At 60.2% G+C, this 26839-nt stretch carries 22 protein-coding genes and 1 riboswitch; of the genes, 14 read left to right on the forward strand and 8 right to left on the reverse strand.

The window, feature by feature from the left end; translation table 11 throughout:
- Nucleotides 1-12: 12 nt before the first annotated feature.
- Together D7241_RS13775 and D7241_RS13780 are read right to left on the reverse strand one after the other, a co-directional pair.
- Nucleotides 13-711, reverse strand: a complete 699-nt coding sequence (locus tag D7241_RS13775; protein ID WP_408101985.1) for a hypothetical protein — start codon at nucleotides 709-711, stop codon at nucleotides 13-15.
- A 103-nt stretch (nucleotides 712-814) separates the two neighbouring features.
- The gene (locus D7241_RS13780; RefSeq protein ID WP_408101986.1) at nucleotides 815-1456 is read right to left on the reverse strand and encodes a toluene tolerance protein; all 642 of its coding nucleotides are present in this window, start codon (nucleotides 1454-1456) and stop codon (nucleotides 815-817) included.
- 33 nt (nucleotides 1457-1489) lie between these two features.
- Here D7241_RS13780 and msbA point away from each other — a divergent pair, with 33 nt between their 5' ends.
- Nucleotides 1490-3316, forward strand: a complete 1827-nt coding sequence (gene msbA / locus D7241_RS13785) for a lipid A export permease/ATP-binding protein MsbA (protein WP_408101987.1) — start codon at nucleotides 1490-1492, stop codon at nucleotides 3314-3316.
- A 118-nt stretch (nucleotides 3317-3434) separates the two neighbouring features.
- Complete coding sequence (gene hldE, locus D7241_RS13790) at nucleotides 3435-4856, forward strand: bifunctional D-glycero-beta-D-manno-heptose-7-phosphate kinase/D-glycero-beta-D-manno-heptose 1-phosphate adenylyltransferase HldE (RefSeq protein ID WP_408101988.1); 1422 nt, start codon at nucleotides 3435-3437, stop codon at nucleotides 4854-4856.
- 49 nt (nucleotides 4857-4905) lie between these two features.
- Here hldE and D7241_RS13795 read toward each other — a convergent pair whose 3' ends face one another.
- The 3 genes from D7241_RS13795 to D7241_RS13805 are packed head-to-tail and all read right to left on the reverse strand — an operon-like array spanning nucleotide 4906 to nucleotide 7818.
- Entirely contained in the window at nucleotides 4906-5793 is an 888-nt protein-coding gene (locus D7241_RS13795) for a metal ABC transporter ATPase (protein ID WP_408101989.1), read from the reverse strand.
- 40 nt (nucleotides 5794-5833) lie between these two features.
- Nucleotides 5834-6646 (reverse strand): aldo/keto reductase, encoded by an 813-nt coding sequence (locus D7241_RS13800; protein WP_408101990.1) that lies wholly within the window; start codon nucleotides 6644-6646, stop codon nucleotides 5834-5836.
- Nucleotides 6643-7818, reverse strand: a complete 1176-nt coding sequence (locus D7241_RS13805; RefSeq protein ID WP_408101991.1) for an NAD(P)/FAD-dependent oxidoreductase — start codon at nucleotides 7816-7818, stop codon at nucleotides 6643-6645. Before D7241_RS13805 ends, D7241_RS13800 begins: the two co-directional genes overlap by 4 nt.
- A gap of 205 nt (nucleotides 7819-8023) precedes the next feature.
- On the opposite strand from D7241_RS13805, the gene waaA reads away from it, so the two are divergent.
- Nucleotides 8024-9292 (forward strand): lipid IV(A) 3-deoxy-D-manno-octulosonic acid transferase, encoded by a 1269-nt coding sequence (gene waaA / locus D7241_RS13810; RefSeq protein WP_408101992.1) that lies wholly within the window; start codon nucleotides 8024-8026, stop codon nucleotides 9290-9292.
- Between the two features lie 139 nt (nucleotides 9293-9431).
- On the opposite strand, the gene D7241_RS13815 is transcribed toward waaA, so the two are convergent.
- The gene (locus tag D7241_RS13815) at nucleotides 9432-10883 is read right to left on the reverse strand and encodes a TolC family outer membrane protein (protein WP_255977586.1); all 1452 of its coding nucleotides are present in this window, start codon (nucleotides 10881-10883) and stop codon (nucleotides 9432-9434) included.
- A gap of 196 nt (nucleotides 10884-11079) precedes the next feature.
- A riboswitch (TPP riboswitch) is annotated at nucleotides 11080-11186 on the forward strand.
- Between the two features lie 102 nt (nucleotides 11187-11288).
- Between D7241_RS13815 and thiC the strand changes: the two genes are divergently transcribed.
- Both thiC and cytX read left to right on the forward strand, forming a co-directional pair.
- Nucleotides 11289-13169, forward strand: coding sequence for a phosphomethylpyrimidine synthase ThiC (thiC, locus tag D7241_RS13820; RefSeq protein WP_408101993.1), 1881 nt, complete (start codon nucleotides 11289-11291; stop codon nucleotides 13167-13169).
- 242 nt (nucleotides 13170-13411) lie between these two features.
- Nucleotides 13412-14713: a putative hydroxymethylpyrimidine transporter CytX gene (gene cytX, locus D7241_RS13825; RefSeq protein ID WP_408101994.1), complete on the forward strand. Its 1302-nt coding sequence runs from the start codon at nucleotides 13412-13414 to the stop codon at nucleotides 14711-14713.
- On the opposite strand, the gene D7241_RS13830 is transcribed toward cytX, so the two are convergent.
- Entirely contained in the window at nucleotides 14679-15407 is a 729-nt protein-coding gene (locus D7241_RS13830) for an RsiV family protein (protein ID WP_408101995.1), read from the reverse strand. The genes cytX and D7241_RS13830 overlap by 35 nt on opposite strands.
- 229 nt (nucleotides 15408-15636) lie before the next feature.
- On the opposite strand from D7241_RS13830, the gene nudF reads away from it, so the two are divergent.
- The 9 genes from nudF (at nucleotide 15637) to D7241_RS13875 (ending at nucleotide 25027) form a co-directional block, all read left to right on the forward strand.
- On the forward strand, nucleotides 15637-16254 hold the full coding sequence (gene nudF, locus D7241_RS13835) for an ADP-ribose diphosphatase (RefSeq protein ID WP_255977580.1): 618 nt from the start codon (nucleotides 15637-15639) through the stop codon (nucleotides 16252-16254).
- Nucleotides 16251-16697 carry a DUF1249 domain-containing protein gene (locus tag D7241_RS13840; protein WP_255977578.1) on the forward strand — a complete coding sequence of 149 codons (447 nt, stop codon included), beginning with the start codon at nucleotides 16251-16253 and terminating at the stop codon, nucleotides 16695-16697. The genes nudF and D7241_RS13840 overlap by 4 nt, the downstream gene beginning before the upstream one ends.
- A gap of 188 nt (nucleotides 16698-16885) precedes the next feature.
- Nucleotides 16886-17701: a 3',5'-cyclic-AMP phosphodiesterase gene (gene cpdA / locus D7241_RS13845; protein WP_255977575.1), complete on the forward strand. Its 816-nt coding sequence runs from the start codon at nucleotides 16886-16888 to the stop codon at nucleotides 17699-17701.
- 133 nt (nucleotides 17702-17834) lie between these two features.
- Nucleotides 17835-18452 carry a YqiA/YcfP family alpha/beta fold hydrolase gene (locus tag D7241_RS13850; protein WP_408101996.1) on the forward strand — a complete coding sequence of 206 codons (618 nt, stop codon included), beginning with the start codon at nucleotides 17835-17837 and terminating at the stop codon, nucleotides 18450-18452.
- 18 nt (nucleotides 18453-18470) lie between these two features.
- Entirely contained in the window at nucleotides 18471-20357 is a 1887-nt protein-coding gene (gene parE / locus D7241_RS13855; RefSeq protein WP_408101997.1) for a DNA topoisomerase IV subunit B, read from the forward strand.
- Nucleotides 20354-21349, forward strand: a complete 996-nt coding sequence (locus D7241_RS13860) for an esterase-like activity of phytase family protein (RefSeq protein WP_408101998.1) — start codon at nucleotides 20354-20356, stop codon at nucleotides 21347-21349. The genes parE and D7241_RS13860 overlap by 4 nt, the downstream gene beginning before the upstream one ends.
- Nucleotides 21346-21873: a TIGR02281 family clan AA aspartic protease gene (locus D7241_RS13865; RefSeq protein ID WP_408101999.1), complete on the forward strand. Its 528-nt coding sequence runs from the start codon at nucleotides 21346-21348 to the stop codon at nucleotides 21871-21873. The genes D7241_RS13860 and D7241_RS13865 overlap by 4 nt, the downstream gene beginning before the upstream one ends.
- A complete protein-coding gene (gene parC / locus D7241_RS13870; protein ID WP_408102000.1) occupies nucleotides 21870-24128 on the forward strand; it encodes a DNA topoisomerase IV subunit A in 2259 nt (752 codons plus the stop codon). Before D7241_RS13865 ends, parC begins: the two co-directional genes overlap by 4 nt.
- Nucleotides 24129-24337: 209 nt before the next feature.
- On the forward strand, nucleotides 24338-25027 hold the full coding sequence (locus tag D7241_RS13875) for a membrane integrity-associated transporter subunit PqiC (RefSeq protein WP_408102332.1): 690 nt from the start codon (nucleotides 24338-24340) through the stop codon (nucleotides 25025-25027).
- A gap of 68 nt (nucleotides 25028-25095) precedes the next feature.
- On the opposite strand, the gene D7241_RS13880 is transcribed toward D7241_RS13875, so the two are convergent.
- Nucleotides 25096-26646: an AhpA/YtjB family protein gene (locus tag D7241_RS13880; RefSeq protein WP_408102001.1), complete on the reverse strand. Its 1551-nt coding sequence runs from the start codon at nucleotides 26644-26646 to the stop codon at nucleotides 25096-25098.
- Nucleotides 26647-26839: the final 193 nt, after the last annotated feature.

A 26839-nucleotide genomic window follows, 5' to 3' on the forward strand; every position in this document is an offset into this window, starting at 1 on the left:
GTTTGCCTCTAACTAACAAACCAAGCTTCGGAATGAGATAGCGATCTTTGCGGTCTGCCCGTATGTCTTGAAGCGATCATAAAAAGGCAAGAAACGCAGCTGGTCTATATCATATTCGCGCTCCATTAGATGGTTGGCCACCAGCGCATCGAACTCCTCTTCAGTTATGTATTCATTTAACGCGTACTGGTAGAGGAAGCCGTATTGGAAGCCTAGGGTCTCGCTATGATGAGGCGTGGTCCCGATGAAGCAGTTCTCAAGGTCGATTGCTTTTAATCCATCAAGCCCGTCTGGCCTCAACATGATATTGGCGGCCCATAAGTCAAGGTGGTAGATTCCTTGATGGTTGAGGTTGCTAATAAGGTTAAGCGCCGCTCTTACAAGGTCCGCTACTTTTTCCTTGTGGCGCCTGACCCACTCAAGTCCATGCATATGCCCTTCGAGATGCTCATAGGCCAAGAAAACTTCATCCACTAAACCCAGTCGATGCTTGAATCCATAGCCAATCAGGTTTGGAATCAGATCGGTTCTCAGGCGAGCATTCACGTTGTTGTGTAGTTCAGCCAAGGGCCAGTCATAGATGCCCGAGCGGCGTCTCAGGCCAAGGCTGACCCTGATGCGCGACGGAAGGCTCTCGATCCGCGCGGTCTTGATAAATATTTTTTGGGTGGCATTGTTATCGCAAGCTCTCGCGAGACGATGACGACCCATTTGTTGACGGGAGCTAATTAGTCCTCTAGCCATTTCAAGGACGGCCGGGGATGCTTGGTCGCCGACGGGGTAATAGGTAATGCCTCTGGCGCGTAGAGCCGGATTACTTCGGGCTGTCCATCGTCCCTGTATGTTCATTGCCGCGCGAGCCCTTGAAATACAGCTGGAAAAGTTCTGTAGCAGGAAAGCCTTTCAGCTTTCTGCGATCTAAATGGCTAATTAAATGGCGAAGGTTTCGCCTGATGTGCCACTTTGTAAGCGGGAATGCGTTGCGCTTTAGGTCCAGGAAATCTATCAGACCGAAACGACCTTCCGCCACCAGCAAGATATTGCCGACATGAAGGGAACGGAAATACAGTCGTTTGTCGTGAAGCTGATGAATGAAACTGGCCAATTCGGGTAAAAGGCGATGTATCTCGCTGGGGCTTTGCTCAAACAGTGTTTCTAACGACACGCCTGGGAGCGGTTGATAGAGGCAGCCGCTTAAGCCTTGCGCACGATCTAACCAGAACGAATCGACAACGGTAGGCGCTGCGACCCCGACGCTTTCCAGCAGCGCCGCATTTCGAGCGAAGCGCAGGGCTGCGGGGTGCAGGCGTGCCAATGCTGGATGTCGACGGGTGTGGAAGATTTTCAGGAACAGCTGGTTTTCCAATGCAACGACCTTTGGCCCCCTGCTATCTCTTTCAAGCACGGTGCCGCCAGCTAACCAGCTTTCCAATTCCTGCGCTGTTACAATCCGCATCTTGTTCCTCTAGCCGTCTCATGGTGTTGCCGAATGGCCAATTCTACCCAGCAATCCAGCCTGAAGGTGTATCTGCGGTTGCTGCACTACGTTGTCCCGTACTGGGGCTTGTTCGCCGTTAGCATGCTGGGCTTCGTGATATTTGCCTCCACCCAGCCGATGCTCGGCTATATGCTCAAATTTTTTGTCGATGGACTGAACAATCCGGACGCTAGCTTTTTCGCTTCGGTCCCCTATCTCGCCGGCTACCCTGGGCTGGCAGAGCTCAAGTTGCTCCAGGCGGTACCTTTATTAATCGTGCTGATCGCGCTCTGGCAGGGTATTGGTTCGTTTTTAGGCAATTATTTTCTGGCTAAGGTCTCTCTGGGACTTGTTCAGGATTTGCGGATAGCGCTGTTTAACAATCTGCTGACCTTACCCAATGGCTATTTCGACAACCATAACTCCGGGCATCTGATCTCGCGGATCACTTATAACGTTACCATGGTGACCGGTGCTGCCACCGATGCGATTAAAGTGGTGGTGCGCGAAGGTATGACCGTAATCTTTCTTTTTGCCACGTTGCTATGGATGAATTGGAAGCTGACGCTCGTGATGCTGGCGATCCTGCCAGTGATAGGTCTCATGGTGGTTAGCGCCAGCCGCAAGTTTCGCAAACAGAGCAAAAAAATCCAAGTTGCCATGGGAGACGTTACGCATGTCGCATCAGAAACCATCCAAGGTTACCGAGTGGTGCGTAGTTTCGGTGGTGAGAGCTATGAGAAAAAACGCTTCAAAAACGCTAGTGAAGATAACAGGCTCAAGCAACTACGAATGGTGAAGACTAACGCGGTATATACACCTAGTCTGCAGCTAGTGATTTACAGTGCCATGGCGGTCCTTATGTTTCTCGTTCTGTTATTGCGAGGAGATGCATCGGCTGGCGATCTGATTGCCTATATATCCTTGGCAGGATTGTTGCCCAAGCCAATTCGCCAACTCTCGGAAGTCAGCTCCACAATCCAGAAAGGCGTTGCTGGCGCAGAGAGCGTATTCGAGCAGCTTGATGAAGAGCCCGAGCTCGATGATGGCAAAGAGGAATGCGAGAGGGTCGCAGGTCGCTTGGAAGTGCGCGGGCTTAGCTTTAGTTATCCATCTACAGAAGCATCGGTGCTTAACGATATTTCGTTTACAGCCGAGCCTGGACAAATGGTCGCGCTAGTCGGTCGTTCCGGTAGTGGGAAGTCTACACTGGCTAACTTGATTCCGCGTTTCTATCACCACTGCGAAGGCCAAATTCTTCTTGATGGTATCGATATAAACAAGTACAAGCTTCGTAATCTGCGCCGGCATATTGCGTTGGTAACTCAGCAAGTCACCTTATTCAACGATACGGTGGCGAATAATATTGCTTATGGTGATCTGGCTGGGGCCCCGCTGGATGAGATAAAACACGCCGCAGAGGCCGCATATGCCGATGAGTTCATTGAGCAGATGCCCCAAGGCTATCACACTCAGGTTGGTGAGAACGGTGTGCTGCTTTCCGGTGGGCAGCGCCAGCGTCTGGCCATTGCACGAGCATTGCTGAAGAACGCCCCTGTTCTAATTCTCGATGAAGCAACCTCAGCGCTGGACACCGAGTCCGAACGGCATATTCAGGCGGCGCTGGATCAAGTTATGAGTGGGCGTACAACTTTAGTGATTGCTCACCGGTTGAGTACTATCGAAAAAGCCGATCTTATTCTCGTCATGGATAAGGGGCAGATCGTAGAGCGTGGCACCCATAACGAGCTCCTGACCTTGGATGGATACTATGCACGTCTACATTCCACGCAGTTCGATGATGGACCCGAGGATGCGCCCGTTGGGCAGATTTCATGATGTTTTTAGCCGGCTGCGCGCTCCTTGAGCAGGGCTGCATAGCCTGATCCTTGTGGGAATACCACTATTCACGCCATGTTATGATCGCGTCCGTTTTAGCTTTCGCTCCGGAGCCCTAATGAAACTATCCATGCCCCGATTCGACCAAGCCGCTATCCTGGTGGTTGGCGATGTCATGCTCGATCGTTACTGGCATGGCGGCACCACTCGGATATCGCCGGAAGCGCCGGTGCCGGTGGTCAGGGTCGATCAGGTGGAGGATAGGCCGGGCGGTGCGGCTAACGTCGCTCTGAACATCGCCGCGCTGGGTGCACCCGCGGTGTTGGTCGGGGTTACCGGTGTCGACGAGGCGCGGCAGAGTTTGATCGATAGCCTGTCGGCGGCCGGTGTCGAGGCGCATTTCCAGTCGATCGAGCATCAGCCGACGATCATCAAGCTGCGGGTGATGAGCCGGCATCAGCAGTTGCTGCGCATGGATTTCGAGGAACCCTTCGATACCGATCCGGCGGCGTTACTGAAAGACGTCGAGCAGCTACTGAGCGGTGTCAAGGTGTTAATTCTGTCCGATTACGGCAAGGGCGCGCTGCGCAATCATCAGGCCTTGATCCAGGCGGCAAAAGCACGCGGCATTCCCGTGCTGGCCGATCCTAAGGGCAAGGATTTCGAGATCTATCGTGGTGCCTCGGTGATCACGCCGAATCTCGGCGAATTCGAAGCCATAGTCGGTCATTGCGCCGACGAGGCTGAGCTGGTCGCCAAGGGCGCCGAGCTGATGCACAGCTTGGAGCTTGGGGCGCTGCTGGTAACGCGCGGTGAGCACGGAATGACCTTGCTACGTCCAGAACATTCTCCGTTGCACCTGCCGGCGCGCGCACGCGAGGTGTTCGATGTCACCGGCGCTGGCGATACCGTGATTTCGACCCTGGCGGCGGCCATCGCCGCAGGCGAGGAGCTGCCGCAGGCCGTTGCTCTGGCCAATCTGGCCGCCGGCATCGTAGTTGGCAAGTTGGGCACCGCCTGCATCAGCGCGCCTGAGTTGCGCCGCGCGGTGCAACGCGAAGAGGGTTCCGAGCGCGGCGTGATGACACTCGAACAGCTTCTTACCGCCATTGAGGATGCCCGCGCCGAAGGCGAGAAGATCGTCTTTACCAATGGATGTTTCGACATTCTGCACGCCGGCCATGTGACCTATCTTGAGCAGGCTCGTGCTCAGGGTGATCGTCTTATCGTCGCGGTCAATGATGATGGATCGGTGAGCCGTTTGAAGGGGCCGGGCCGGCCGATCAACTCTGTGGATCGGCGCATGGCTGTGCTGGCGGGCCTCGGCGCGGTGGATTGGGTTGTCTGCTTTGCCGAAAATACACCGGAAAACCTGCTGGCGCAGGTCAAACCGGATGTACTGGTCAAAGGCGGCGATTACGGCGTCGATCAGGTAGTTGGCGCCGACCTGGTCACCGCATATGGCGGCGTCGTCAAGGTGCTGGGATTAGTTGAGAACAGTTCCACCACCGCGATAGTCGAGAAAATCCGTAGTCGCTGATTTTGGCTCCGCGCCTGGCCCAGGACGGTCAGGCGCATCATGTATACGTTTACCGAGATGCAACCACAGTAGTCGTACCGATCCAGTCCCGCCAGCGTATCCGTTCGTCTCTGACGACCCATTCATCTTGGGCGGCAAAACTCTCCGACAACCATAGGCCGCGCGTGCTGGCGGGCACCGGTTGGCCTTTACGCAGGGTCAGCAACGCTGCCATTGGTCGTCCTTGCTGTAGCGGAATCAAATAAAGGTCGGGACGACTGCGATCCAACTGCGCAACCAGCTTGCCGTCATCGAGGCGTTCATCGACGTGGAACAGGCTCAGTTCCCGTGTCTCTTTCGGTAGTTCCAGGCGCATGTCGTAGACCAGCTGCAGCGATGCGGTGGGCAGATGTACATAAGCCCGAGGCCGCTCCATCAGGGTCATCTGTCCGCATTGCACTGGCTTGGCCGATCCGGACAACGAGGTCAGATTGAAATGCACCGCCTCGCGATAGCGCAGGCTGTCCTGGTAGGGCGCGGGTAGCCATATGTCGCCGAAACGCCCAGCGAGCCAGCCTTCCGGTGTTTCCAGAAGACATTCTTCGGCTACTTCCTGGATCGCAGTGAGCAGTGGCAGGCTGAGTTCGTGCGCCGGCACATAACCGGAAATAAGTTTGAGAACAACATCGCCGCGGTCCAGCCTTTGTTGTCTCACCAGCACCCAGTATTCCTGGCCTTGCCAGCAGAGAGTCAGGCGTACCGAAACGCCGAGGTTTGCCAGTTCGATGCTGAAGCGGGCCGGGTCGTCGACATCGGCTGGCCGGCGGCGCTCAAGCATTTCGCTGAAGTTCAGCGGTCTGCCGAGGCTCTGGTAACGCAGTCCTTCCGGGCTGGCATCGACGAGTACCGGCAGGGTCTTGAATACGGTGGGGTTCTTGCGGATCAGCACGCGCGGCATTCGGCTCCTCCTTGCGTCGGGGTCGGCCGTAGGGCCGTCGTTATTGTTGTTGGGATAAAACGGCTGCAGCGGTATGCACGTTTTCTGACAAGTGCTGCGGGTTAATGGTGCCAATAATGGCTGCGGCCACGCCCGGATGCGCGAAGAGTAGTTCGAAGCTGAGCCTGACCGGATCCTCGCGTGCTTTCAGGCAGGCATGGCCGCTAGCAAGGGCTTTTTTAACCAGGACGCCTTTGCTGTGGGTATGAGCATAGTCGAGCACCGGCCTTTCGCTTTGCTCGTTGAGGTTATAGGTCACCATCGCGCAATCACCCTGTTCGAGCGCGAGCAAGCCTCCCTCTACCGTCTTGCCGGATAGCCCATAGCCGAGAATCTTGCCTTCGCGCTTGAGCTCGGCAAGAGTCTGGTAAACACCGCTGTGCTGGAGAATGTCGAGGTCATGTCCGTCCGAGTGCACCAGAACCAGATCGATGCGGTCGGTCTGCAGTCGCTTGAGGCTGCGCTCGACTGAGAGGCGGGTATGCATAGGCGAAAAATCGAAGTGCGACTGGCCGTCGATAAACTCTTCGCCGACCTTGCTGACGATCACCCAATGGTCGCGCTGGCCGTGCAAGAGAGGCCCCAGTCGCTGCTCGCTGACACCGTAAGCTGGCGCAGTATCGATCAGATTGATGCCCAGGTCTTGCGCCAGCCCAAGCAACTGACGTGCTTGCGCGTCATCGGGAATGCTGAAGCCGTTGGGGTATTTCACACCTTGGTCGCGCCCCAACTTGACGGTACCAAGACCCAGTGGTGAAACCATCAAGCCGGTGCTGCCGAGCGGGCGGTGCAGGTCGTGCAGTGTAGCTGTCATGGCAGAAGCCCTTCCCAGAAGGGGCCAGTTACGGCGGGACGTGGCAGCTCTGGAAGAGGCGGATGCTGCTGCGGACTGATGCCGTCTCGAGTCAGTGCGTTTTCGATGCGGTCAGCGAAATCCGGCGACAGCGCAAGCTTGGTCGGCCAGCCGACCAGCAGTCGACCCTGCTCGGCGAGAAAGGCATTGTCTGGCCGTGCTTGCGCTGACTGGGCTGGCTCGGCTCGATCGATACGCAGCGTGGCCCATTGCGCGTCGGACAGGTCGATCCAGGGCACGAGTTCTCCGAGCTCTTTCTTCGCCGCGGCGATCTGCGCCGCTTCGTCGCGCGCAACGCCGCTGGCCTCGGCCAGGTCGCCACCCAAGTACCAAATCCATTCGCCATCGGCTGCAGGATGGCTGGTGACGGTGAGCCGCGGCTTCGAGCCTCCGCCCAGGCAATGTGCATACAGTGGCTTCAGCGTGGCGGCTTTGACGATCACCATATGCAGGGGGCGCTTCTGCATCGCCGGCTGCGCGAGGCCGAGTCCGCTCAGCAATTCGGCATTGCCAGCGCCTGCGGTAAAAATAATGCGCTGCGCTCGCACGGCGCGGCCGTCGACAATCAGCCCCACCAACTCACCGCTTTCTTGAAGTGGCTCGATTTTGTCGGCTACCAACAGGCCGGAACCAGCAAGTTCCACCAAACGATGAATCAGACTGGGCACGTCCAGCACCAATTCACTGAGCCGATAGACCTTGCCCTTGAAATGCGGGTCCTGCAACGCGGGCGGCAACTCGCTGCCCTTGACCTGGCCAACCCGCGAGCGCACCGCCTTACTGGCGAAAAAGCTGGTGAGGTTGCCAGTCAGGGTGCCGGGCGACCATAGATAATGCGCATCAGATAGCAACCGCACGCCGGTTAGATCCAGCTCGCCGCTGCCGGCCAGCGCTTCACTCCAGCGCCGCGGCATGTCGGCGATGGCCTCGGAGGCGCCAGTCAGCGCGCCGCTCAAGGCGTACTTTGTCCCGCCGTGAATGATCCCCTGCGATTTCACACTTTGTCCGCCGCCGAGTACGCCCTTGTCAATCAGCAGCGTTGAGTAGCCTAGCCGGCGCAGGCGCGCATTCAGCCAAAGGCCGGCGACGCCACCGCCTACGATCAGGACATCGGTGCTGAGGGGTTCGGACATGGGCATATCTCGCCTGTAAAACTGTGAATACGGCCGGGAGTATAACCGTACGGAGAGAGCCATAAGCGCCAAGTACAAGCGGAGCGCGTAACGGGAATGCCGTCTGGGTAGATGCTTCAGCCCACCATCATTGCCCGAGCGCCAACGATCACGAGCGGGCACGGCGCTCGTCCAGCCTCCGCCGAGTTTCGCGTAAACTCCCTCCATGAATCGCACCCTCTATACCTTGCTGTTCCATCTCGCCTTGCCCCTCGTTCTGGTGCGGCTGCTTTGGCGCTCCCGCCGAGCTCCTGCCTATTCGAAGCGGGTTGATGAACGTTTTGCCGTCGGATTTCCAACATTCGAGCCGGGCGGTATCTGGGTTCACGCCGTGTCGGTGGGGGAGAGCATTGCCGCAGCGCCGATGATTCGCGAACTGAAGGTGCGTTATCCACAGCTGCCGATCACCGTCACCTGCATGACGCCGACCGGTTCGGAGCGGATCAAGGCACTATTTGGCGACTCGGTGCAGCACTGCTACCTGCCGTATGACCTTCCATGGGCGGCGTCTCGTTTCCTGCAGCGGCTACAGCCTAAACTCGCCGTGGTGATGGAAACCGAGCTATGGCCCAACCATATTCATCAGTGCGCGCGCCGCGGCATTCCCGTGGCGCTGGCTAATGCGCGATTGTCCGAGCGCTCGGCACGGGGCTATGCGCGTTTCGCTCGGCTGACCGCGCCGATGCTCGCGGAGCTCAGTTTGATTGCCGCGCAGACCGACGCCGAGGCTACGCGCTTTCAGCAACTGGGCGCGCGTGAAGACTGCGTAACGGTGACCGGCTCGATCAAGTTCGACCTCAGCGTCGACCCGACGCTGCCCGAGCGGGCCGCGCAGCTCCGCCAGCGCTGGGGTGCGGCAACGCGGCCAATATGGATCGGCGCCAGCACCCACACTGGTGAAGACGAAATTCTGTTGGCTGCGCATCGACAATTGCTCGCCGAACACCCCGACGCCCTACTGATCCTGGTGCCGCGCCATCCTGAGCGATTTGGCTCGGTGTTTGAGCTATGCCGCAAACAGGGCTTCACCACGGTTCGTCGCTCACACGATGAGGCGCCTCAGGCCGGAACTCAAGTGCTGCTCGGCGACACCATGGGCGAGCTGCTGTTTCTGTTCGCGCTGGCGGATGTCGCCTTTGTCGGCGGCAGCCTGGTCCCGACCGGCGGGCACAACCTGCTCGAGCCTGCCGCCTTGGGCAAGCCGGTATTGACGGGGCCGCACCTGTTCAACTTTCTCGACATCGCCGCACAACTGCGAGAAGCCGGTGCGCTTGGCGAAATCACCAGCGCCCCCGAACTGGCGGCTGAGATCACGGCGCTCTGGTGCGACCCGGAGCGAGCCGAGCGGGCCCGGGTTGCGGGGTACGGCGTGTTGAAAAATAATCAGGGCGCGCTGGGGCGGCTGCTGGCGGGGCTGGGGCGGTTGTTGGATTAGCGGCGAGAGTTTGGGCGGGTCAAGTCCGCCGCTGACACGTTCTGCTACTAAAGCCCCAGCTTGATTTCCTGACAGCCGGAGGAAGTTCCACGACCTGACGGCTTTCATCGAGCCATGCCGCCTGGACTTCCTTCTCCTTCTACTCGACGCGCACCGGCTGGCCGAAATTTTCCGACAGGTCCGGTGGGAGGAAATCGCTGTCTGGGTCGTAATCCGACTTGAGGTAGCGCTGCAGGTTCTCCAAATCGCCCGGGTTGAGCGTGCCTGCGGCCTGTTTCAGGCGCAGGTTGTCGAGAATGTAGTCGTAGCGGGCGTTGTTGTAGTCGCGTACCGCCGCGAACAGACGGCGCTGGGCGTCGAGCACATCGACGATGTTGCGCGTCCCCACCTGATAGCCGATGTCGGTGGCTTCCAGCGCGCTCTGGCTGGAGACGATTGACTGCCGCCGTGCCTGGACCTGCTCCACGTCGGTGTTCACCGCACGGTGCAGGTTGCGGGTGGACTCGACCACCTGACGGCGCAGGCTTTCGCGCTGCTGTTCGGTCTGTGTCAGCTGGTAAAAGGCTTCGCGGCCCTGCGAGCTCGTCAGCCCGCCGCTATACAACGGGATATTCAATTGCAGTCCAATGCTGCGCTGCTCGACGTCACCGGTATAGCGGGGGATGCCGGTAACGGCTTCGCTGCCCGTGTTGGTAAAGCCCAGGCTGTCATTGTCGCCCTTGCTGTAGCGCGCCACGGCATCGAGCGTCGGCGCATGACCGGCGCGGCGCTGGCGGAGGGTTTCCTCGGCGGCGTTCACTGCCTGGTTGCTGGCCAACAGGTCGAGGTTCTGCTGGGTGGCGGTATTGACCCAGGCGCTGGCGTCGTTGGGGGCCGGTGGCAGCACCGGCAGGCTGTGCTCGATGCCTTCCAGTGCCAGGTATTCGCGGTTGGTCAAGGTGAATAGCGCTTGGAAAGCATCGTCCACCTGGCGTTGGGCAAGCAGGCGATTGGCGCGCGCGGTGTCGAATCCGGCCTGCGCCTCGAGCACGTCGGTGCGGTCCGACAGGCCCACTTCGAAGCGCTCATCAGCCTGATCGAGTTGGCGCTGGAAGGCCGATTGCTCGGCCTTGGCGGCGGCGAGGTTATCCTGCGCGCGTAGCACGGCGAAATAAGCTTGAGCGCTCAGGCGAATCAGGTCCTGCTCGGCGATCGAGTATTCCAGTGCCGCCTGTTCGCTGATGGCTTCGGCCGCCTGCAACTGGAACCAGCGCTCGGCGCGGAAGATCGGCTGGCTCAGGGTCGCTTGATAGACGGTGCCGCTGCGCGACAGCGAGCGCGAGCCGGCATTGGTGTCGACGTCGGTGCGGGTGTTGCTCAGTTCCGCGCCGCCACTGAGGTTCGGTAGCAGGCCGGCCCGCGCCTGCGGCACGACTTCCTGTATCGCCTTGAACTGCGCACGTGCCGCGGCGAGATCGGCGTTGTTCTCAACCGCCTGCCGGTAGACGCTGACCAGATCGGTACGGGCCGAAAGCGGAGGGGTTGTCTCGGCCCAGCTCAACCCGGAGGAGGCGGCTGTTACGGCGAGTGCCAACGTGAGTCTGCGCAGCATGTGCGTCTTTCCCTGAAGCGAAGTGATGGGCAAGGCTATGCGCCGCCATGCGACCGGTCAAGCGGCTTGGCGGCGCTGTCGAGGTGCTTGACGCAGGCGATCGAACAGACGGGGCGAGACGTATCAAATGTGACCCGGCGGTCGCGTTATTCTAGGTCGGCGTGGCTTTCCCTCGAACTCTTGATTAGACTCGCTCCCGTTCTTGTCGGGGTGCCTTGAAGCGAAGGCTGAGATCGGAAAGTTCCGGATCCCGTTGAACCTGATCAGGTTAAGGCCTGCGTAGGGAACAAGATGTGCTCGCCAGTCCTCCGGCAAGCTCTCTCGGCGCCAGTTCCGGCGCACCCGATGCCCTTCACCCGCCGTGTTTTTCAGGTTCGCTCCGACAACTATCGAGGAGCCAGTCTGATGCGTGTAGAACAACAAAACCTGAGTGAATCGGCCCAGGTCGACCAGCAGTCGATCCAGCCTTTTCCGCGTTCGCAGAAAATCTATGTACAGGGTTCGCGCCCTGATATCCGCGTGCCGATGCGTGAAATCAGTCTTGATGTCACCCCTACCGATTTTGGTGGTGAGATCAACGCGCCGGTGCTGGTCTATGACACCTCCGGTCCCTACACCGACCCGACCGTGACCATCGATGTACGCAAGGGCCTGAACGATGTGCGTTCGGCCTGGATCGACGACCGCGGCGACACCGAAATGCTCGATGGGCTGACCTCGCAATTCGGCCAGCAGCGCCTGGCCGATGCCGAGCTAACCAAGATGCGCTTCGCCCACGTGCGCAACCCGCGCCGCGCCAAGCCGGGCAAGAACGTCAGCCAGATGCATTACGCGCGTCAGGGCATCATCACGCCCGAGATGGAATACATCGCCATCCGCGAAAACATGAAATTGCAGGAGGCACGCGCCGCCGGCCTGCTCACTGAGCAGCATGCAGGGCAGAGTTTCGGCGCCTCGATTCCAAAGGAAATCACCGCCGAATTCGTGCGTGACGAAGTCGCCCGCGGTCGCGCCATCATTCCCGCCAACATCAACCACACCGAGCTGGAGCCGATGATCATCGGCCGCAACTTCCTGGTGAAGATCAACGGCAACATCGGTAACTCGGCGCTGGGTTCCTCCATCGAGGAAGAGGTCGCCAAGCTGACCTGGGGCATTCGCTGGGGCTCGGACACCGTCATGGACCTGTCCACCGGCAAGCACATCCATGAAACCCGCGAGTGGATCATCCGCAACTCGCCGGTGCCGATCGGCACGGTCCCCATCTACCAGGCGCTGGAGAAGGTCAATGGCGTCGCCGAAGACCTGACTTGGGAGCTGTTCCGAGACACGCTGATCGAGCAGGCCGAGCAGGGCGTGGATTACTTCACCATCCATGCTGGCGTGTTGCTGCGTTACGTGCCGCTGACTGCCAAGCGCGTCACCGGAATCGTCAGCCGCGGCGGCTCGATCATGGCCAAGTGGTGCCTAGCGCATCACCAAGAGAATTTCCTCTATACCCATTTCGAGGAGATCTGCGAAATCATGAAGGCCTACGACGTCAGCTTCTCGCTGGGCGACGGCCTGCGTCCGGGCTCGATCGCCGATGCCAACGACGCTGCACAGTTCGGTGAGCTGGAAACCCTCGGCGAGCTGACCAAGATCGCCTGGAAGCACGACGTGCAATGCATGATCGAAGGCCCCGGTCACGTGCCGATGCAGCTGATCAAGGAAAACATGGACAAGCAGCTGGAGTGCTGCGACGAGGCGCCGTTCTACACCCTTGGCCCGCTGACCACCGACATCGCGCCCGGCTACGATCACATCACCAGCGGCATCGGCGCGGCGATGATCGGCTGGTTCGGTTGCGCCATGCTTTGCTACGTCACGCCCAAGGAACACCTCGGCCTGCCGAACAAGGACGACGTCAAGACCGGAATCATCACCTACAAGATCGCCGCTCACGCGGCCGACCTCGCCAAGGGCCATCCGGGCGCGCAGATCCGCGACAACGCCTTGTCCAAGGCGCGCTTCGAGTTCCGCTGGGAAGACCAGTTCAACCTGGGCTTGGATCCGGACACCGCGCGCAGCTACCACGACGAAACCCTGCCGAAGGACTCGGCCAAGGTCGCGCATTTCTGCTCCATGTGCGGACCGAAATTCTGCTCGATGAAGATCACTCAGGAAGTCCGCGAGTACGCTGCGCAGAACGGCCTGACCGATGAGCAGAAGGCGATCGAGGCTGGCTTTGCAGAGCAGTCATCGCGCTTCAAGGACGAAGGGTCGGTGATCTACAAGCAGGTTTAATGGACGTAACAACGCGCTGAAGGTTGGAGTTCGGACGGAAGCGCAGGGTGCGCTGTGCGTGCCTTGCGAACTGCCTCCAACCTGCATGTCGTAGGAACGAGCTTGCTCGCGAACAGCTTGAAAGCTCCGCGCAATCAGGCTTCGCGAGCAAGCTCGCTCCTACGCGGCAAATGATTTTTATCGCTTGCCTGGCTGGGTGAACTACCCGCCGGGCCACCCAACGATTTTTGAGAATCCCACCCGTGAACACGCCTGGCCGTTATTCCCCTCATCAAAGCGTCGCCTATGAACACCGTGTGTTCGGCGGTCGTGACATGTTTTCTTTGTGGTTCTCCCTGGGCATCGGCCTGATGGTGCTGCAGCTCGGTGCCTTGCTGGCACCGGGTCTGGGCATGAGTGGCGCGTTGCTGGCAATCGCTTGCGGAACCGCAGTCGGCGTGTTGCTGTTGGGGGCGGTTGCGGTGATCGGCACCGATACCGGCCTGTCATCGATGGCTGCGCTGAAGCTCTCGCTGGGCAGCCGCGGTGCAGTGCTGCCAGCACTGCTGAATCTGGTTCAGCTGATCGGGTGGGGTGCGTTCGAGATCATCGTCATGCGCGATGCGGCCAGCCTACTGGCGACTCGCGCATTCGGTGAGGACAGCCTGCTGAACAGTCCTGCGTTGTGGACGTTGTTCTTCGGTAGCCTCGCCACGCTGCTGGCGGTTACCGGTCCGCTAACCTTTGTGCGCCGTATCTTGCGCAAATGGGGCATCTGGTTGCTGCTCGGCGCCTGTGCCTGGCTGACTTGGAATCTGTTCGACAAGGCCGATTTGGCCGCGCTCTGGGCGCGTCAGGGCGACGGCTCGCTGCCCTTTGCCTTGGGATTCGATATCGCCATTGCCATGCCGCTGTCCTGGTTGCCCCTGATTGCCGATTACTCGCGCTTTGGCCGGGCTGCGGTACGCGTTTTCGGCGGCACCGCGCTGGGGTTCTTCGTCGGTAACTTTTGGCTGATGAGCCTAGGCGTGGCATATACCCTGGCGTTCGCTGAGGGTGGTGAGGTCAACGCTTTGCTATTGGCGTTGGCGGGCGCGGGACTGGGTATCCCTCTGTTGTTGATACTGCTCGACGAGTCTGAAAACGCCTTCGCCGATATCCATTCGGCAGCGGTGTCGGTCGGCGTCCTGCTGCCGTTCAAGGTCGAACGGCTCGCGCTGGCGATCGGCGCGGTCTGTACGCTTATTGCCTGGTTCGCGCCACTCGCCGAGTACCAGAACTTCCTGCTGTTGATCGGCTCGGTGTTCGCGCCGTTATTCGGCGTCGTACTGGTCGATCATTTCATTCTACGGCGCCGAGGCCGCTTGGCCGCTCCAGCTGGCGCGTTACGCTGGGAAACCCTGTTGGCCTGGGGCTGCGGAGCGGTCACTTATCATGTGCTCGCTAACGCCTGGCCGGAAATCGGTGCCAGCTTGCCGGCGCTGTTCCTGTCCGGCGGACTGCTGCTGGTGCTGAGCCGTTTCGGTCGCGTTACGGCAAGTATTCCGGTTTCAGAATCGCACTGAGTTCGGCGTAGGGGATTTCCAGCTCCGGATGGCCGCTCGAATACGGCGCGATGCTGTATACGTCGTATTTGAGTAGCACCTTGTCTCGCAGCAGGGCGACGTTGGCGGTCTGTTGGAACGGCCATTGCCGGCTGAATGCAGCGTCGTGCTGGTTTGCCAGCAACCAGCGCTGGTGCGCTTCTGCAGCAACACGCCAGAAGCTGCCTTCCTTACCCGGAAGTAGCACATCGGCGAGTTTTAGCTCACGATCCTGCTTTCGGTCATAGTTGATGAAACCGCGGCCTGGCATGCCGTGGGCCCCGCCGGTGTATAGATAGCTCGACAACTCGACCACCACCAGCGATCCATGCTGGTCACGCAGCTTGGCCTGCAAATAACTGCTCCAGCCGCTCTGCGCGCTACTTAGAAAGTCTTCTTGGTAGCTTTCCAATGTTGCTGGAATTCGGGCGTCCGGGCTGTTGACGGTCATCTTGCGCAGCCGCTCGTCGATCAGAGCGTTCAATTCCGGCTCCTCGGCAAACAGTTGGGTATCGATGTTCACAAGCGGGCAGTTATCGTCCTGTTTCGGACAACCGACGGGGCGTTGCTCGCTGAGGATCTGCCGGACCTCGACAGGCGGCTCGCCGCCGAAGTGTTGGCATGCGCCAAGTAGCAGGCTGAACGTCGCCAATGCGAGAGCTTTGTGAAAAGGCATCAAGGGTTTCGTGGCTCTTGTGGTTATTACGGTGCGGATTCGAGTGCGAGCGGGCCATGAAGTTCGTAAACGAGTCGCTGGGTGATTTTTCCCTGTGCGAGTGGTCTGCAAAGGGCTGCGCCTGAAGAAACGGCGCGCTAGGATGACGTAACAGAGACCGCTCACGCCGTGACGGTGTAGCTTTTTCCGGCGCTAGGCAAGCGCGGAACAAACCGATAGTGAGTTATTCATGATTGATACTTTCAAGCCCGGCCCAGGTGATGTCGAGATTATCGAGCGAGAGCAGTGCTTCAGCGGCTTCTATCGCCTGGACCGGCTGCAGCTGCGTCATCGCCTGTTCAGCGGCGGCATGGGCCGGCAATTGGAGCGCGAGCTGTTCGTCCGTCACGATGCGGTCTGCGTGCTGCCTTACGATCCGCGGCGCGATGAAGTCGTGTTGATCGAGCAGTTCCGAGTGGGTGCGATGGGTAAGGTCGATAATCCCTGGTTGATCGAACTGGTCGCTGGCTTGATCGACAAGGATGAGCAGCCCGAAGAAGTCGCACGTCGCGAGTCCGTCGAGGAAGCGGGGCTGGAGGTCGCCGAGCTGTGGCCGGTGACCACGTATTTCCCTTCACCTGGCGGCAGCACCGAGCGAGTACATCTCTACGTGGGGCGTTGCGACAGCTCGGGCGCGGGTGGCGTGTTCGGCCTGGACGAGGAAGGCGAGGACATTCGTGTACACGTATGGTCGCTGCAGCAGGCTCTGCAGGCAGTGCGCGAGGGGAGCATCGACAACGCCGCGAGCATCATCGCCCTGCAGTGGCTGGCCTTGAACCGCGACGAAATCAGGGGGACATGGACATGAGGCGCACGCGTGAACGATACCGTGTCGACCTGCTGGAACTGCAGGCGGCTTGCGAGGCGAACTATCTGCGGCTGATGCGCCTTCTACCTGACATGCGTAACCAGCCGGATACGCGTCGTATTGCCATGAGCCAGGGCGATCGACTGCTTGGCGTACTGGCACTGAAGGTAGTGGAGAGCTGCCCATATACCACGACCGTACAGATCAGCCAGCAGGACTGCTTGCCTTGGCTGCCGGTGCCGCAAATGGACGTGAGGGTTTATCACGACGCTCGCATGGCTGAGGTCATCACTGCAGAGAATGCTCGGCGGTTCCGCGGCATTTATAGCTATCCCAACGCGCAGATGCATCAGCCCGACGAGAAGAATCAGCTGAATCTGTTCCTCGGCGAATGGCTCGGCCATTGCCTGGCATGTGGTCATGAACTGGAGCCGGTGCTCTGACAAGCAGCGGCAAGCCACAAGCTTCAACTAAAGATGCAGGAAAGCGTGACGGCCTTCAGCGCCAGCCCTCACACTGATTCGCTTGCAGCTTGCCGTGTGTTCTGTGATGCATGCCCGCATCGCGCGGTTTACCCCCGCAACCGCCAGCCACCATAATTCCTCTGCGATTTCGCCAAAGGAGACGGGTCTTGGCTGCTGCGCCCCTCAATGCTGAAAAAGATTCGGTGCTGCTCGTACAGCTGACCGACAGCCATCTGTTCGCCGAGGCGGGCGGTAAGTTGTTGGGCTTGGATACGGCCGAGAGCTTGCGGCGCGTGGTCGATCTGGTCCTCCGTGAGCATCCTCGCGTCGACCTGATGCTGGCCACCGGAGATCTTTCGCAGGACGGCTCGCTCGCCTCCTATGAACGCTTCCGCCAGCTTTCCGAGCGAATCGATGCCCCCGTGCGCTGGTGTCCCGGTAACCATGATGAACTCGCGACAATGCAGCAGGCCGCCCGTGACAGCGAATTGATGGTGCCGGTACTCGATATTGGTGCTTGGCGCGTGGTGATGCTCGATACCCTGGTGCCTGGATCGGTCTTCGGTATGCTCAGCGCAGAGCAACTTGAGTTGTTAGAGCAGACCTTACAAAAATCACCGGAGCGGCCTCACCTGATCTGCCTGCATCATCATCCGGTTATCATCGGTAGCCGCTGGATGGACAACATCGGACTGCACAACCGTGAGGCTTTGTTTGAAGTCCTCGATCGATTCAGCTGCGTCAAGGCGCTGCTGTGGGGCCACATCCATCAGGAGTTCGATGGGTGGCGCGGCGGTATTCGATTGTTGGCCGCTCCGTCGACGGGCGTGCAATTCGCACCAGGCAGCGAGGATTTCCAGGTCGATACTCTTGCACCAGGCTATCGCTGGCTGCGGCTGCATGCCAATGGCAAGCTCGAAACCGGCGTGTCGCGAGTCGTCGGGATGGACTTCGAAGTGGATTACAGCATTAAGGGGTATTGAGTCGCCGTCTAAGCGCTTCATCTTATGCAAAGCTTTGCTCGCGAGATGACGCCCCGCCAGGTGTCAAGCGACTTGCAGCTTGCGCTATTCGCCTAGTAGCCTTTTCCGTCCTTTTGCCAGCTCAGCGAACCAGATGATCAGCGACCAACCCGCCATCCTCTATATGCATGGCCTTAACAGCTCTCCACTATCGCAGAAGGCCAGCCAGTTGACCGCAGCGCTGAAGCGCATGGGTATGAGCGAGCGGCTGCGAGTGCCAGCGTTACATCATCACCCGCGTCAGGCCATTGCTCAGCTCGATGCGGCGATCGCCGAGCTGGGGCGTCCCATGCTGGTCGGTAGCTCTCTCGGCGGATACTATGCAACCCACCTTGCGGAGCGCCACGGGCTCAAGGCTCTGCTGATCAATCCAGCAGTGACGCCTCATCGACGCTTCGATGGTTACTTGGGGCCGCAGACCAATCTCTATACTGGTGAGGTCTGGGACCTGACTGAAGACCACGTCGTTGCCCTGACCGAACTGGAAGTGTCCCCGCCGCAGGATGCGGAGCGCTATCAGATATGGTTGCAGACCAGCGACGAAACGCTGGACTACCGCCACGCTGCAGACTTTTACCAAGGTTGCGCATTGCGCATCCAGGCTGGCGGCGACCATGGCTTCCAGGGGTTTGCCGAGCGACTTCCAGCCTTGCTGGCCTTTGCCGGCTTCGATCCGGTTGCCTTTGCAGAGCTCGATTTTTCCGATTTATAAGGACATCAAGAGACGCACATGTCTTACACCGCAGAAGCCATTGAAGTCCTTTCCGGCCTGGATCCGGTGCGCAAGCGTCCGGGCATGTACACCGACACCTCACGGCCCAACCACCTGGCTCAGGAAGTCATCGACAATAGCGTCGACGAGGCACTGGCCGGCCACGCCAGCTCCGTGCAGGTGATCTTGCACCAGGACAATTCGCTGCAGGTGATCGACGACGGCCGCGGCATGCCGGTGGATATCCATCCGGAAGAAGGCGTGTCGGGCGTCGAGCTGATCCTCACCAAGCTGCACGCGGGCGGAAAGTTCTCCAACAAGAACTACCAGTTCTCCGGCGGTCTGCATGGCGTCGGCATTTCGGTGGTCAACGCCCTGTCGACGCGGGTCGAGGTGACGGTCAAGCGTGATGGAAGTGAATATCGCATGGCCTTCAGCGATGGCTTCAAGGCCAGCGAACTGGACATTATCGGCACGGTCGGCAAGCGCAACACCGGCACCAGCGTGCATTTCTGGGCCGATCCGAAATACTTCGATTCGCCGAAATTCTCCATCAGCCGCCTCAAACATGTGCTTAAGGCCAAGGCGGTGCTCTGTCCGGGACTGAATGTCAGCTTCGAGGACAAGAGCACCGGCGAAAAGATCGAGTGGCATTACGAGGACGGCCTGCGTTCCTACCTGGTGGATGCAGTCAGTGAGTTTGCCCGTCTGCCCGACGAACCCTTCTGCGGCAGCCTGGCCGGTAATAAGGAGGCCGTCGACTGGGCCTTGCTGTGGCTACCAGCAGGCGGCGACAGCGTGCAGGAAAGCTACGTCAATCTGATTCCCACCGCGCAGGGCGGCACCCACGTCAATGGCTTGCGTCAGGGGCTGCTGGACGCCATGCGCGAGTTTTGCGAGTTCCGCACGTTGCTGCCGCGCGGCGTCAAGCTGGCGCCTGAGGACGTCTGGGAGCGGATTGCATTCGTGCTCTCGACGAAGATGCAGGAGCCGCAGTTTTCCGGTCAGACCAAGGAGCGCTTGTCCTCCCGCGAGGCAGCAGCATTCGTCTCGGGGGTGGTTAAGGATGCCTTCAGCCTTTGGCTCAACGCGCATCCCGAATTGGGTCTGCAACTGGCTGAGCTGGCTATCAGCAACGCCGGTCGGCGACTTAAGGCGAGTAAGAAGATCGAGCGCAAGCGCATTACTCAAGGCCCTGCGCTGCCCGGCAAACTGGCCGACTGTGCCGGGCAGGACCCGGTGCGCTCCGAGCTGTTCCTGGTCGAGGGTGACTCCGCCGGTGGCTCCGCCAAGCAGGCGCGCGACAAGGAGTTCCAGGCCATCCTGCCACTGCGCGGCAAAATCCTGAACACTTGGGAAGTGGATGGGGGCGAGGTGCTGGCCAGCCAGGAAGTGCACAACATTGCCGTGGCGGTGGGGCTCGATCCAGGTTCGGATGATCTATCGCAGCTGCGCTACGGCAAGATCTGCATCCTCGCTGACGCCGACTCCGACGGTCTGCACATCGCCACGCTGCTGTGCGCGCTGTTCGTCCAGCATTTCCGCCCGCTGGTGGATGCCGGGCATGTGTACGTCGCGATGCCGCCGCTGTACCGCATCGATCTGGGCAAGGATATCTTCTATGCGCTGGACGAGGCTGAGCGCGACGGCATTCTAGATCGTCTTCTCGCCGAGAAGCGTCGCGGCAAACCTCAAGTCACCCGATTCAAGGGCCTCGGTGAAATGAATCCACCGCAGTTGCGCGAAACCACCATGGATCCAAACACGCGCCGCCTGGTGCAGCTGACCCTCGGTGACTTCGACGGTACGCGGGAAATGATGGATATGCTGCTGGCCAAGAAACGTGCGGGCGATCGCAAGAGCTGGCTCGAATCCAAGGGCAATCTCGCCGAGGTACTGATTTGAATCGTCGTTGGATTGCATTGATGTTTGCCCTGTCGGCGCCGGCCTGTGGTGCTGAGATGGTTCCCGAAATGGCGCCCGAGCTGACACTGATCAGCGAGCATCCTGTCGAAGGAATAGCCCAAGGTAACCTGTCCGGGCTGGCCTGGTGCGGCGACGCTCTCTGGGCCGTCTCGGACCGAGAGGACAGCCAGCTGTATCGTCTCGATGCCAGCAAAGCTGTCTGGCAGGCCGAGAGCGAAAGCTTCGATTTACCCCCAGCGCCTAATACCGGATTGTCATGGGGCATGCGCGTGCGCACGGCCATCAGTGGCATGGTGCGCGGTGGCAAGATGGATTTCGAAGGGCTCAGCTGCGACAACCTGGGCAATCGCTATCTGGCCAGCGAGGCGCATGCCGCAGTGCTCCAGATCAGTCCGGCCGGCACCGCCGAATGGTTCAATCTGCCAGATGGCTTGGTTCGCCAGGCGCGCGCGAGTGGCATGCTACTGGAGTTCAACGCCATGTTCGAAGGCGTCGCGGTCGATCCCGAGGCCGGTCGCCTCTGGCTTGCCGCCGAGCGTGATCGGCGTGGCTTGTTGGTCATGCATCGCAATCAGAGCAGCTGGCAATGCACTGGCGGCTGCGTATTACTTGCCGAAGGTGGCCGCGAACTGCCGCCGCCAGCGCTGGGTGAGCAAGCGTTGCCGCGAGCCTTTTCCGGGCTGGCGTTTCACCAGGGCAAACTGTTCACGCTGGAGCCCACTGCGCATCAGGTCTGCCGGCGCGATCCGTCCAGTGGCGACAGGGAGCTGTGCTGGTCATATGCCGCTACGGCATTGGCTGATTCGCGTCGCTACGACACGCCGTTCGGCAACGCCGAGGCGCTCTGGGTTGATGCCGAGGGCGCCTGGATTGGTGTCGATAACAACCGACTTTCCCGTGCCGACGGCGAGAAGCGGCCTATCGTCTGGCGCTTCGCCGCACCCAAGGACGGCTGGGGTGCCAAGCAGTGACCCAGCCTGCCGGCCGCCGGGCTGGCCGCGTCATGCTGGTGCTGGCCTGGGGCGCGGGATTGCTGCTGGCTACGCGATTTTTCGCTGACTGGGAGCAGAGCCGCTTCAATCCCAACCGCGAACCTGTATCCCTGGTGCAGGGAGACCAGATCGAGGTGCGACTGGAAGGCAACGTGCAAGGACACTTCGTTGCCGATGGTTTGATTAACGGCGAGCCGGTGACCTTTTTGTTAGATACCGGAGCCACCGATGTGGCGATACCGGCTGAGCAGGCTGAACGCCTCGAACTCGCCCGGGGCGCTCCTGTGATGTTGCAAACCGCCAACGGCCAGACCACCGGTTATCGCACCGTTCTCAATAGCCTTGCCCTCGGCGACATCGTTCTTCGTGACGTTCGTGCCATCGTCGCGCCCGGCTTTGGTGGCGAACAGATTCTGCTAGGCATGAGCGCCCTGAAACAACTCGAATTCACCCAGCGCGCCGGCACCCTGGTGCTGCGCCAAAACGCCACGGATCGACCATGAGCGAAATTCTTGACCTGAGCCTGGACGGCGTGGAGCGACGCTCTCTCGCCGACTTCACCGAGCAGGCCTATCTCAACTATTCCATGTACGTGATCATGGATCGCGCCCTACCGCATATCGGCGATGGTCTTAAACCCGTCCAGCGACGCATCGTCTACGCCATGAGCGAACTGGGACTGAACGCCGATTCGAAGCACAAGAAGTCGGCACGTACCGTCGGTGACGTGCTCGGCAAATTTCACCCACATGGCGATTCGGCCTGCTACGAAGCCATGGTGTTGATGGCCCAGCCGTTCAGCTATCGCTACACCCTGGTGGACGGTCAGGGTAACTGGGGTGCGCCGGACGACCCGAAATCCTTTGCCGCCATGCGTTACACCGAGGCACGCCTGTCGCGCTATTCCGAGGTGCTGCTGTCCGAACTCGGCCAGGGCACCGTCGACTGGGTGCCCAACTTCGACGGCACCCTAGATGAGCCTGCGACGCTGCCGGCGCGCCTGCCCAATCTGCTGCTCAATGGTACTACCGGCATTGCCGTCGGCATGGCAACGGATGTGCCACCGCACAATCTTCGTGAAGTCGCTGCTGCGTGCGTGCGTCTGCTGGACGAGCCTAACAGCTCGGTCGAGCAGCTTTGTGAGCATGTACAGGGCCCGGATTACCCGACCGAGGCGGAGATCGTCACGCCACGTGCCGATCTACTGAAAATCTACGAAACCGGACGCGGCTCGGTCCGCATGCGGGCGGTATACCGCGTCGAGGACGGCGATGTTGTCGTCACCGCGCTGCCGCATCAGGTGTCCGGCTCCAAGGTGCTGGAGCAGATCGCCACGCAGATGCAGGCGAAAAAACTGCCGATGGTGGCTGATCTGCGCGACGAATCGGATCACGAGAATCCCTGCCGAATCGTCATCATCCCGCGTTCCAACCGGGTCGATGCGGACGAGCTGATGCAGCACCTGTTCGCTACCACTGAGCTCGAATCCAGTTACCGGGTCAATACCAATGTCATCGGTCTCGACGGCCGCCCCCAGGTGAAAAACCTGAAGGTGCTACTCAGCGAATGGCTCACCTACCGCATCGGCACCGTGCGCCGTCGCTTGCAGTTCCGCCTGGACAAGGTCGAAAAGCGGCTGCACCTGTTGGAAGGCCTGTTAGTAGCCTTCCTCAACCTCGACGAGGTGATTCATATCATCCGTACCGAGGACCAGCCCAAGCCGGTGCTGATGGCACGTTTCGAGCTGTCCGAGTTGCAGGCCGACTACATCCTCGACACCCGTCTGCGCCAGCTGGCACGGCTGGAGGAGATGAAGATCCGTGGCGAACAGGACGAACTGGCAAAAGAGCGAGAGAAGCTGCTTGCGCTGCTCGGCAGCGAGGCCAAGCTGAAGAAACTGGTGCGCAAGGAGTTGATCGCCGACGCCGAAACCTACGGCGATGACCGGCGTTCGCCGATCGTTGAGCGTGCTGAGGCGCGGGCACTTTCGGAAAACGAGTTGCTGCCTTCCGAACCGGTCACCGTAGTGATCTCCGAGAAGGGCTGGGCGCGCTGCGCCAAAGGGCACGATATTGATGCCACCGGCCTGTCCTACAAGGCTGGCGATGGCTTCAAGGCCGCCGCGGCAGGTCGTTCCAATCAATATGCAGTCTTTATTGATTCGACGGGGCGCAGCTATTCGTTGGCTGCGCACTCGTTGCCTTCGGCCAGAGGGCAGGGCGAGCCACTTACCGGGCGCCTGGCGCCGCCGCCTGGCGCCAGCTTCGAGTGCGTGCTGCTTCCAGACGACGAAGCGTTGTACGTGATCGCTTCCGATGCCGGTTACGGCTTCGTGGTCAAGGGCGAGGATCTTCAGGCCAAGAACAAGGCGGGCAAGGCGCTGCTGTCGTTGCCGGCAGGTGCGCGCGTGATTTTGCCGCGGCCGCTGAAGAATCGCGATCAGGACTGGCTGGCCGCAGTTACCACCGAGGGGCGCCTGCTGGTATTTCCGATCCGCGACCTGCCGCAGTTGGGCAAGGGCAAAGGCAACAAGATCATCGGTATCCCCGGCGATCGTGTGGCCAGCCGCGAGGAGTATGTGACGGATCTCGCTGTGCTGCCTGAAGGTGCGACACTGATGTTGCAGGCCGGCAAGCGTACGCTGTCGCTCAAGGCTGACGACCTCGAGCACTACAAGGGCGAGCGCGGGCGGCGTGGCAACAAGCTGCCACGCGGCTTCCAGCGTGTGGATGCGCTGCTGGCCGAGACTGCGAACTGAGATGGTGGCGTTAGAGGCTGGCTTCCGACGCCGGTTTCACGGAAGATAGCGGCCTTCCAATTTCATCCCGATTCGCGATGCGGCAGTCAGTCATCAGCCGCATCGGGAACCGAAGATAATCGGCACGGCGACCATTGGTGACCGCCTACAGCGGAGCGGGCAGACATCCGTTGGCGGAGCGTCATCAAGGGTCCGGTGCAAAGGTAGAGATCAACGTGCTGCGCTTCACGACTGTTTTACTGCTGGCTTGTGCCAGCCTCGCTGGCTGTGTCACCCAGCCGGTGCCTATGTATCGCCTCGACAACGGAACTATCGAGGTGCCCGCTCAGGCAGACGGCGCGGCGATACTGCTGGGGCCAGTACTGCTGGCCGACTATCTGCAGCGTGATGAACTGCTGCAACGCCTGCCCGATGGCAGTCTCGCGGCTGAGGGGCAGCAGGCACGCTGGGCCGGCAGTCTGCAGGGCGATATCAACCAGCTGTTGCTGCGCCAACTGGCTTCGCGTTTGAAGACCCAAAGTCTTGAGCTGAGCCCAGGCAGCAAGGGCTTCACCCCCGAGGTGCAGGTCGAGCTTGAAATCACCCGGCTGGATTCCGGTCCCCAGCACCCCGCTGTGCTGGAAGCTCAATGGCGCCTATTGGATAAGCAGGGTAAACGTCAGGTCAGCCGCCTGGTACGGTTGCAGGAAGAACATCAGGGCAGCACGACCGACCAGGTGCGCGCTCAGAGCGTTCTGTTGCAGCGCCTGGGGGAAATGATGGCGACAGCCATCGAGCCGATAGTGATCGCCAAGACACCGGCCAAGCGCAACATCACCAAGGAACGCAAACCTGAAGCCCTTCCGGCAATTCCTGCGGCGGAGCCGATCAGGACCGATCTCGAAGTATTCCGCTTCTGACCAAACGTGTGTGGCGGCTTTGTCGCCATCGACGGATTACGCCTTCGGCTAATCCATCCTACGTCCGGTCAGTCGCTGCGATTACGCAACTCGTGCATGCGTGCCAGCTGGCGTTCGAGCAGTGGCGGATAGGGTTCGAGCAGGCGTTCGACGCAGCAGGCACCCTCCGGGCTGGCGATCGGTCGGATGCGGGCACGTTGCCGGATCAGGTTATCCTCGCCAATACTGCGCTCGACCAACAACAGATTACGGCTGTGCTGGGACAAGGCCAGCGCTGCCTGTGCCGGCTCGCTGAGTAGCAGGTCGCCCTGGCTGAGATCGTAAAGTCCTTCGCCCTGGGTCAGGCCGAGTTGGAGCTGTAGGGTAATACCGCTGTCTGCGACTTCGATTTGCAGTGCATGCCCAAGTGCACGCATCAGCTCGCCGCAGCACAGACCGTGGGTCAGGTAGTTCTGCTCGTCGTCCTGGCTGTGGAACAGCATCAGGCTGCTGCCATCGTTGAGCGTGTGAAGCTCCGCCTGATACAGCGTCGCGGCTTGCTGCAGGCAGTCGGTGTAGCGCTGCAGCAGCTCGGTCAGGCGAGCGCGGGGCAGTCGACGTAACTGCTCCTGAGCGCCAAGCTGTATCGCCAATACACCACTTTTTCCGCTCACAGCAGGTGGCGGGACAGCAATCCCTGGGCGCGGCTGTGGCTGCGGTCTTGGCTCCTCGAATGGCGGGTCGTCGTCGAACGGGTCGAAGTCATCCGCGGCAGCCGGCGCGGCAGGGCGATAGCTGTCCCTGCGGTCTTCTTCGTCTACGGCGTTATCGCTGAGATCAATGGCGGGATGGTCGTCGACGGCATTGGGAGCAGCGGCAGGTACATCGAAGTGCGCCGAGTAAATGTCCTGCATGCTTTCGTCGAGTTCGATCTCCGGCTCAGGCTCTTCTGGCACCAGGCGTGCCTGCAACTGCCGCGCTAGATCGCCGATTTCGTCTTGCCGTCCCGCACCGGGGGCTGGATCGTCCGGGTCACGCAACCACAGGCGCAGTTGCATCAGCGGCAGCGATAGCTGACGGCCCAGGCGCATGCTGAGCGTCAGGGTGAGTGCCAGCAGGATCAGACTCAACAGCCCCATGCTCTGCAAACTGATGGTCATCGGTTGCTGGAACTGCCGCATGTCGAGGTTGATACGCAGATGCCCGGCAATCACATCCTGGAAACTGATGGGTGTGGAGTAGAGGCCTTCTTCTTCGCCTAGCAGATTGCGCTGGGGACGAGCGCCAGATTCCGCCAGCACGCGGTTATCAACGCTATAGATTGCTGCATGAGCCACCAGCGGGTTCTTCACCAGATTGCTCAGTAACACGTTGAGGCTGAGAATATCGTTGGCCACCAACAAATCGGTCGCCGAGGCGGCTGTCTGGGTGATCAGACTCTGGCCGAGGGCATCGGCTTGTTGCTCCATGGCATGCTTGAATTGCATGCCCATGACCCAGGCATAGATGATCAGCGCCAGGGCGACCAGCAGCAGCGTATGACTGGCCACTCGCAGCACCAGCGGAATACGTCGCTGGCGCAGTGCGCGGTAGATCAGCAGAAAGAAGTTGTCGGGCTTGACGGATGCGGGCCGGTTCACAAAGCGCGGCTCTACTCTTAGGGAAAGTGCCGCGCAGTATACGGAAAGCGCACTGGGGGCTGAAGGTCTCACGGTCAAAGCTGACGAATTGCAGGAATATGTCGCCGGAACGGCTAAATGACGCCGATGATCCGGCGCATGCAGCGGCGCTCAGCTGCTGCCCGGCTGTTGTAGAATGCCTGCCTTCTTTGCC

Source organism: Stutzerimonas sp. VN223-3, assembly GCF_045999685.1.
GTDB lineage: Bacteria > Pseudomonadota > Gammaproteobacteria > Pseudomonadales > Pseudomonadaceae > Stutzerimonas > Stutzerimonas stutzeri_AR.

Excerpts from the sequence above, each read along its gene's own strand:
- parC (WP_408102000.1), top strand. The coding sequence starts at position 21,870 with ATGAGCGAAATTCTTGACCTGAGCCTGGACGGCGTGGAGCGACGCTCT.
- D7241_RS13795 (WP_408101989.1), bottom strand. The coding sequence starts at position 5,793 with ATGCCGCGCGTGCTGATCCGCAAGAACCCCACCGTATTCAAGACCCTG.
- D7241_RS13800 (WP_408101990.1), bottom strand. The coding sequence starts at position 6,646 with ATGACAGCTACACTGCACGACCTGCACCGCCCGCTCGGCAGCACCGGC.
- D7241_RS13775 (WP_408101985.1), bottom strand. The coding sequence starts at position 711 with ATGGGTCGTCATCGTCTCGCGAGAGCTTGCGATAACAATGCCACCCAA.
- D7241_RS13815 (WP_255977586.1), bottom strand. The coding sequence starts at position 10,883 with ATGCTGCGCAGACTCACGTTGGCACTCGCCGTAACAGCCGCCTCCTCC.
- D7241_RS13830 (WP_408101995.1), bottom strand. The coding sequence starts at position 15,407 with ATGCCTTTTCACAAAGCTCTCGCATTGGCGACGTTCAGCCTGCTACTT.
- D7241_RS13850 (WP_408101996.1), top strand. The coding sequence starts at position 17,835 with ATGATCAGCGACCAACCCGCCATCCTCTATATGCATGGCCTTAACAGC.
- D7241_RS13780 (WP_408101986.1), bottom strand. The coding sequence starts at position 1,456 with ATGCGGATTGTAACAGCGCAGGAATTGGAAAGCTGGTTAGCTGGCGGC.
- D7241_RS13840 (WP_255977578.1), top strand. The coding sequence starts at position 16,251 with ATGAGGCGCACGCGTGAACGATACCGTGTCGACCTGCTGGAACTGCAG.
- msbA (WP_408101987.1), top strand. The coding sequence starts at position 1,490 with ATGGCCAATTCTACCCAGCAATCCAGCCTGAAGGTGTATCTGCGGTTG.
- parE (WP_408101997.1), top strand. The coding sequence starts at position 18,471 with ATGTCTTACACCGCAGAAGCCATTGAAGTCCTTTCCGGCCTGGATCCG.
- thiC (WP_408101993.1), top strand. The coding sequence starts at position 11,289 with ATGCGTGTAGAACAACAAAACCTGAGTGAATCGGCCCAGGTCGACCAG.
- D7241_RS13805 (WP_408101991.1), bottom strand. The coding sequence starts at position 7,818 with ATGTCCGAACCCCTCAGCACCGATGTCCTGATCGTAGGCGGTGGCGTC.
- waaA (WP_408101992.1), top strand. The coding sequence starts at position 8,024 with ATGAATCGCACCCTCTATACCTTGCTGTTCCATCTCGCCTTGCCCCTC.
- nudF (WP_255977580.1), top strand. The coding sequence starts at position 15,637 with ATGATTGATACTTTCAAGCCCGGCCCAGGTGATGTCGAGATTATCGAG.
- hldE (WP_408101988.1), top strand. The coding sequence starts at position 3,435 with ATGAAACTATCCATGCCCCGATTCGACCAAGCCGCTATCCTGGTGGTT.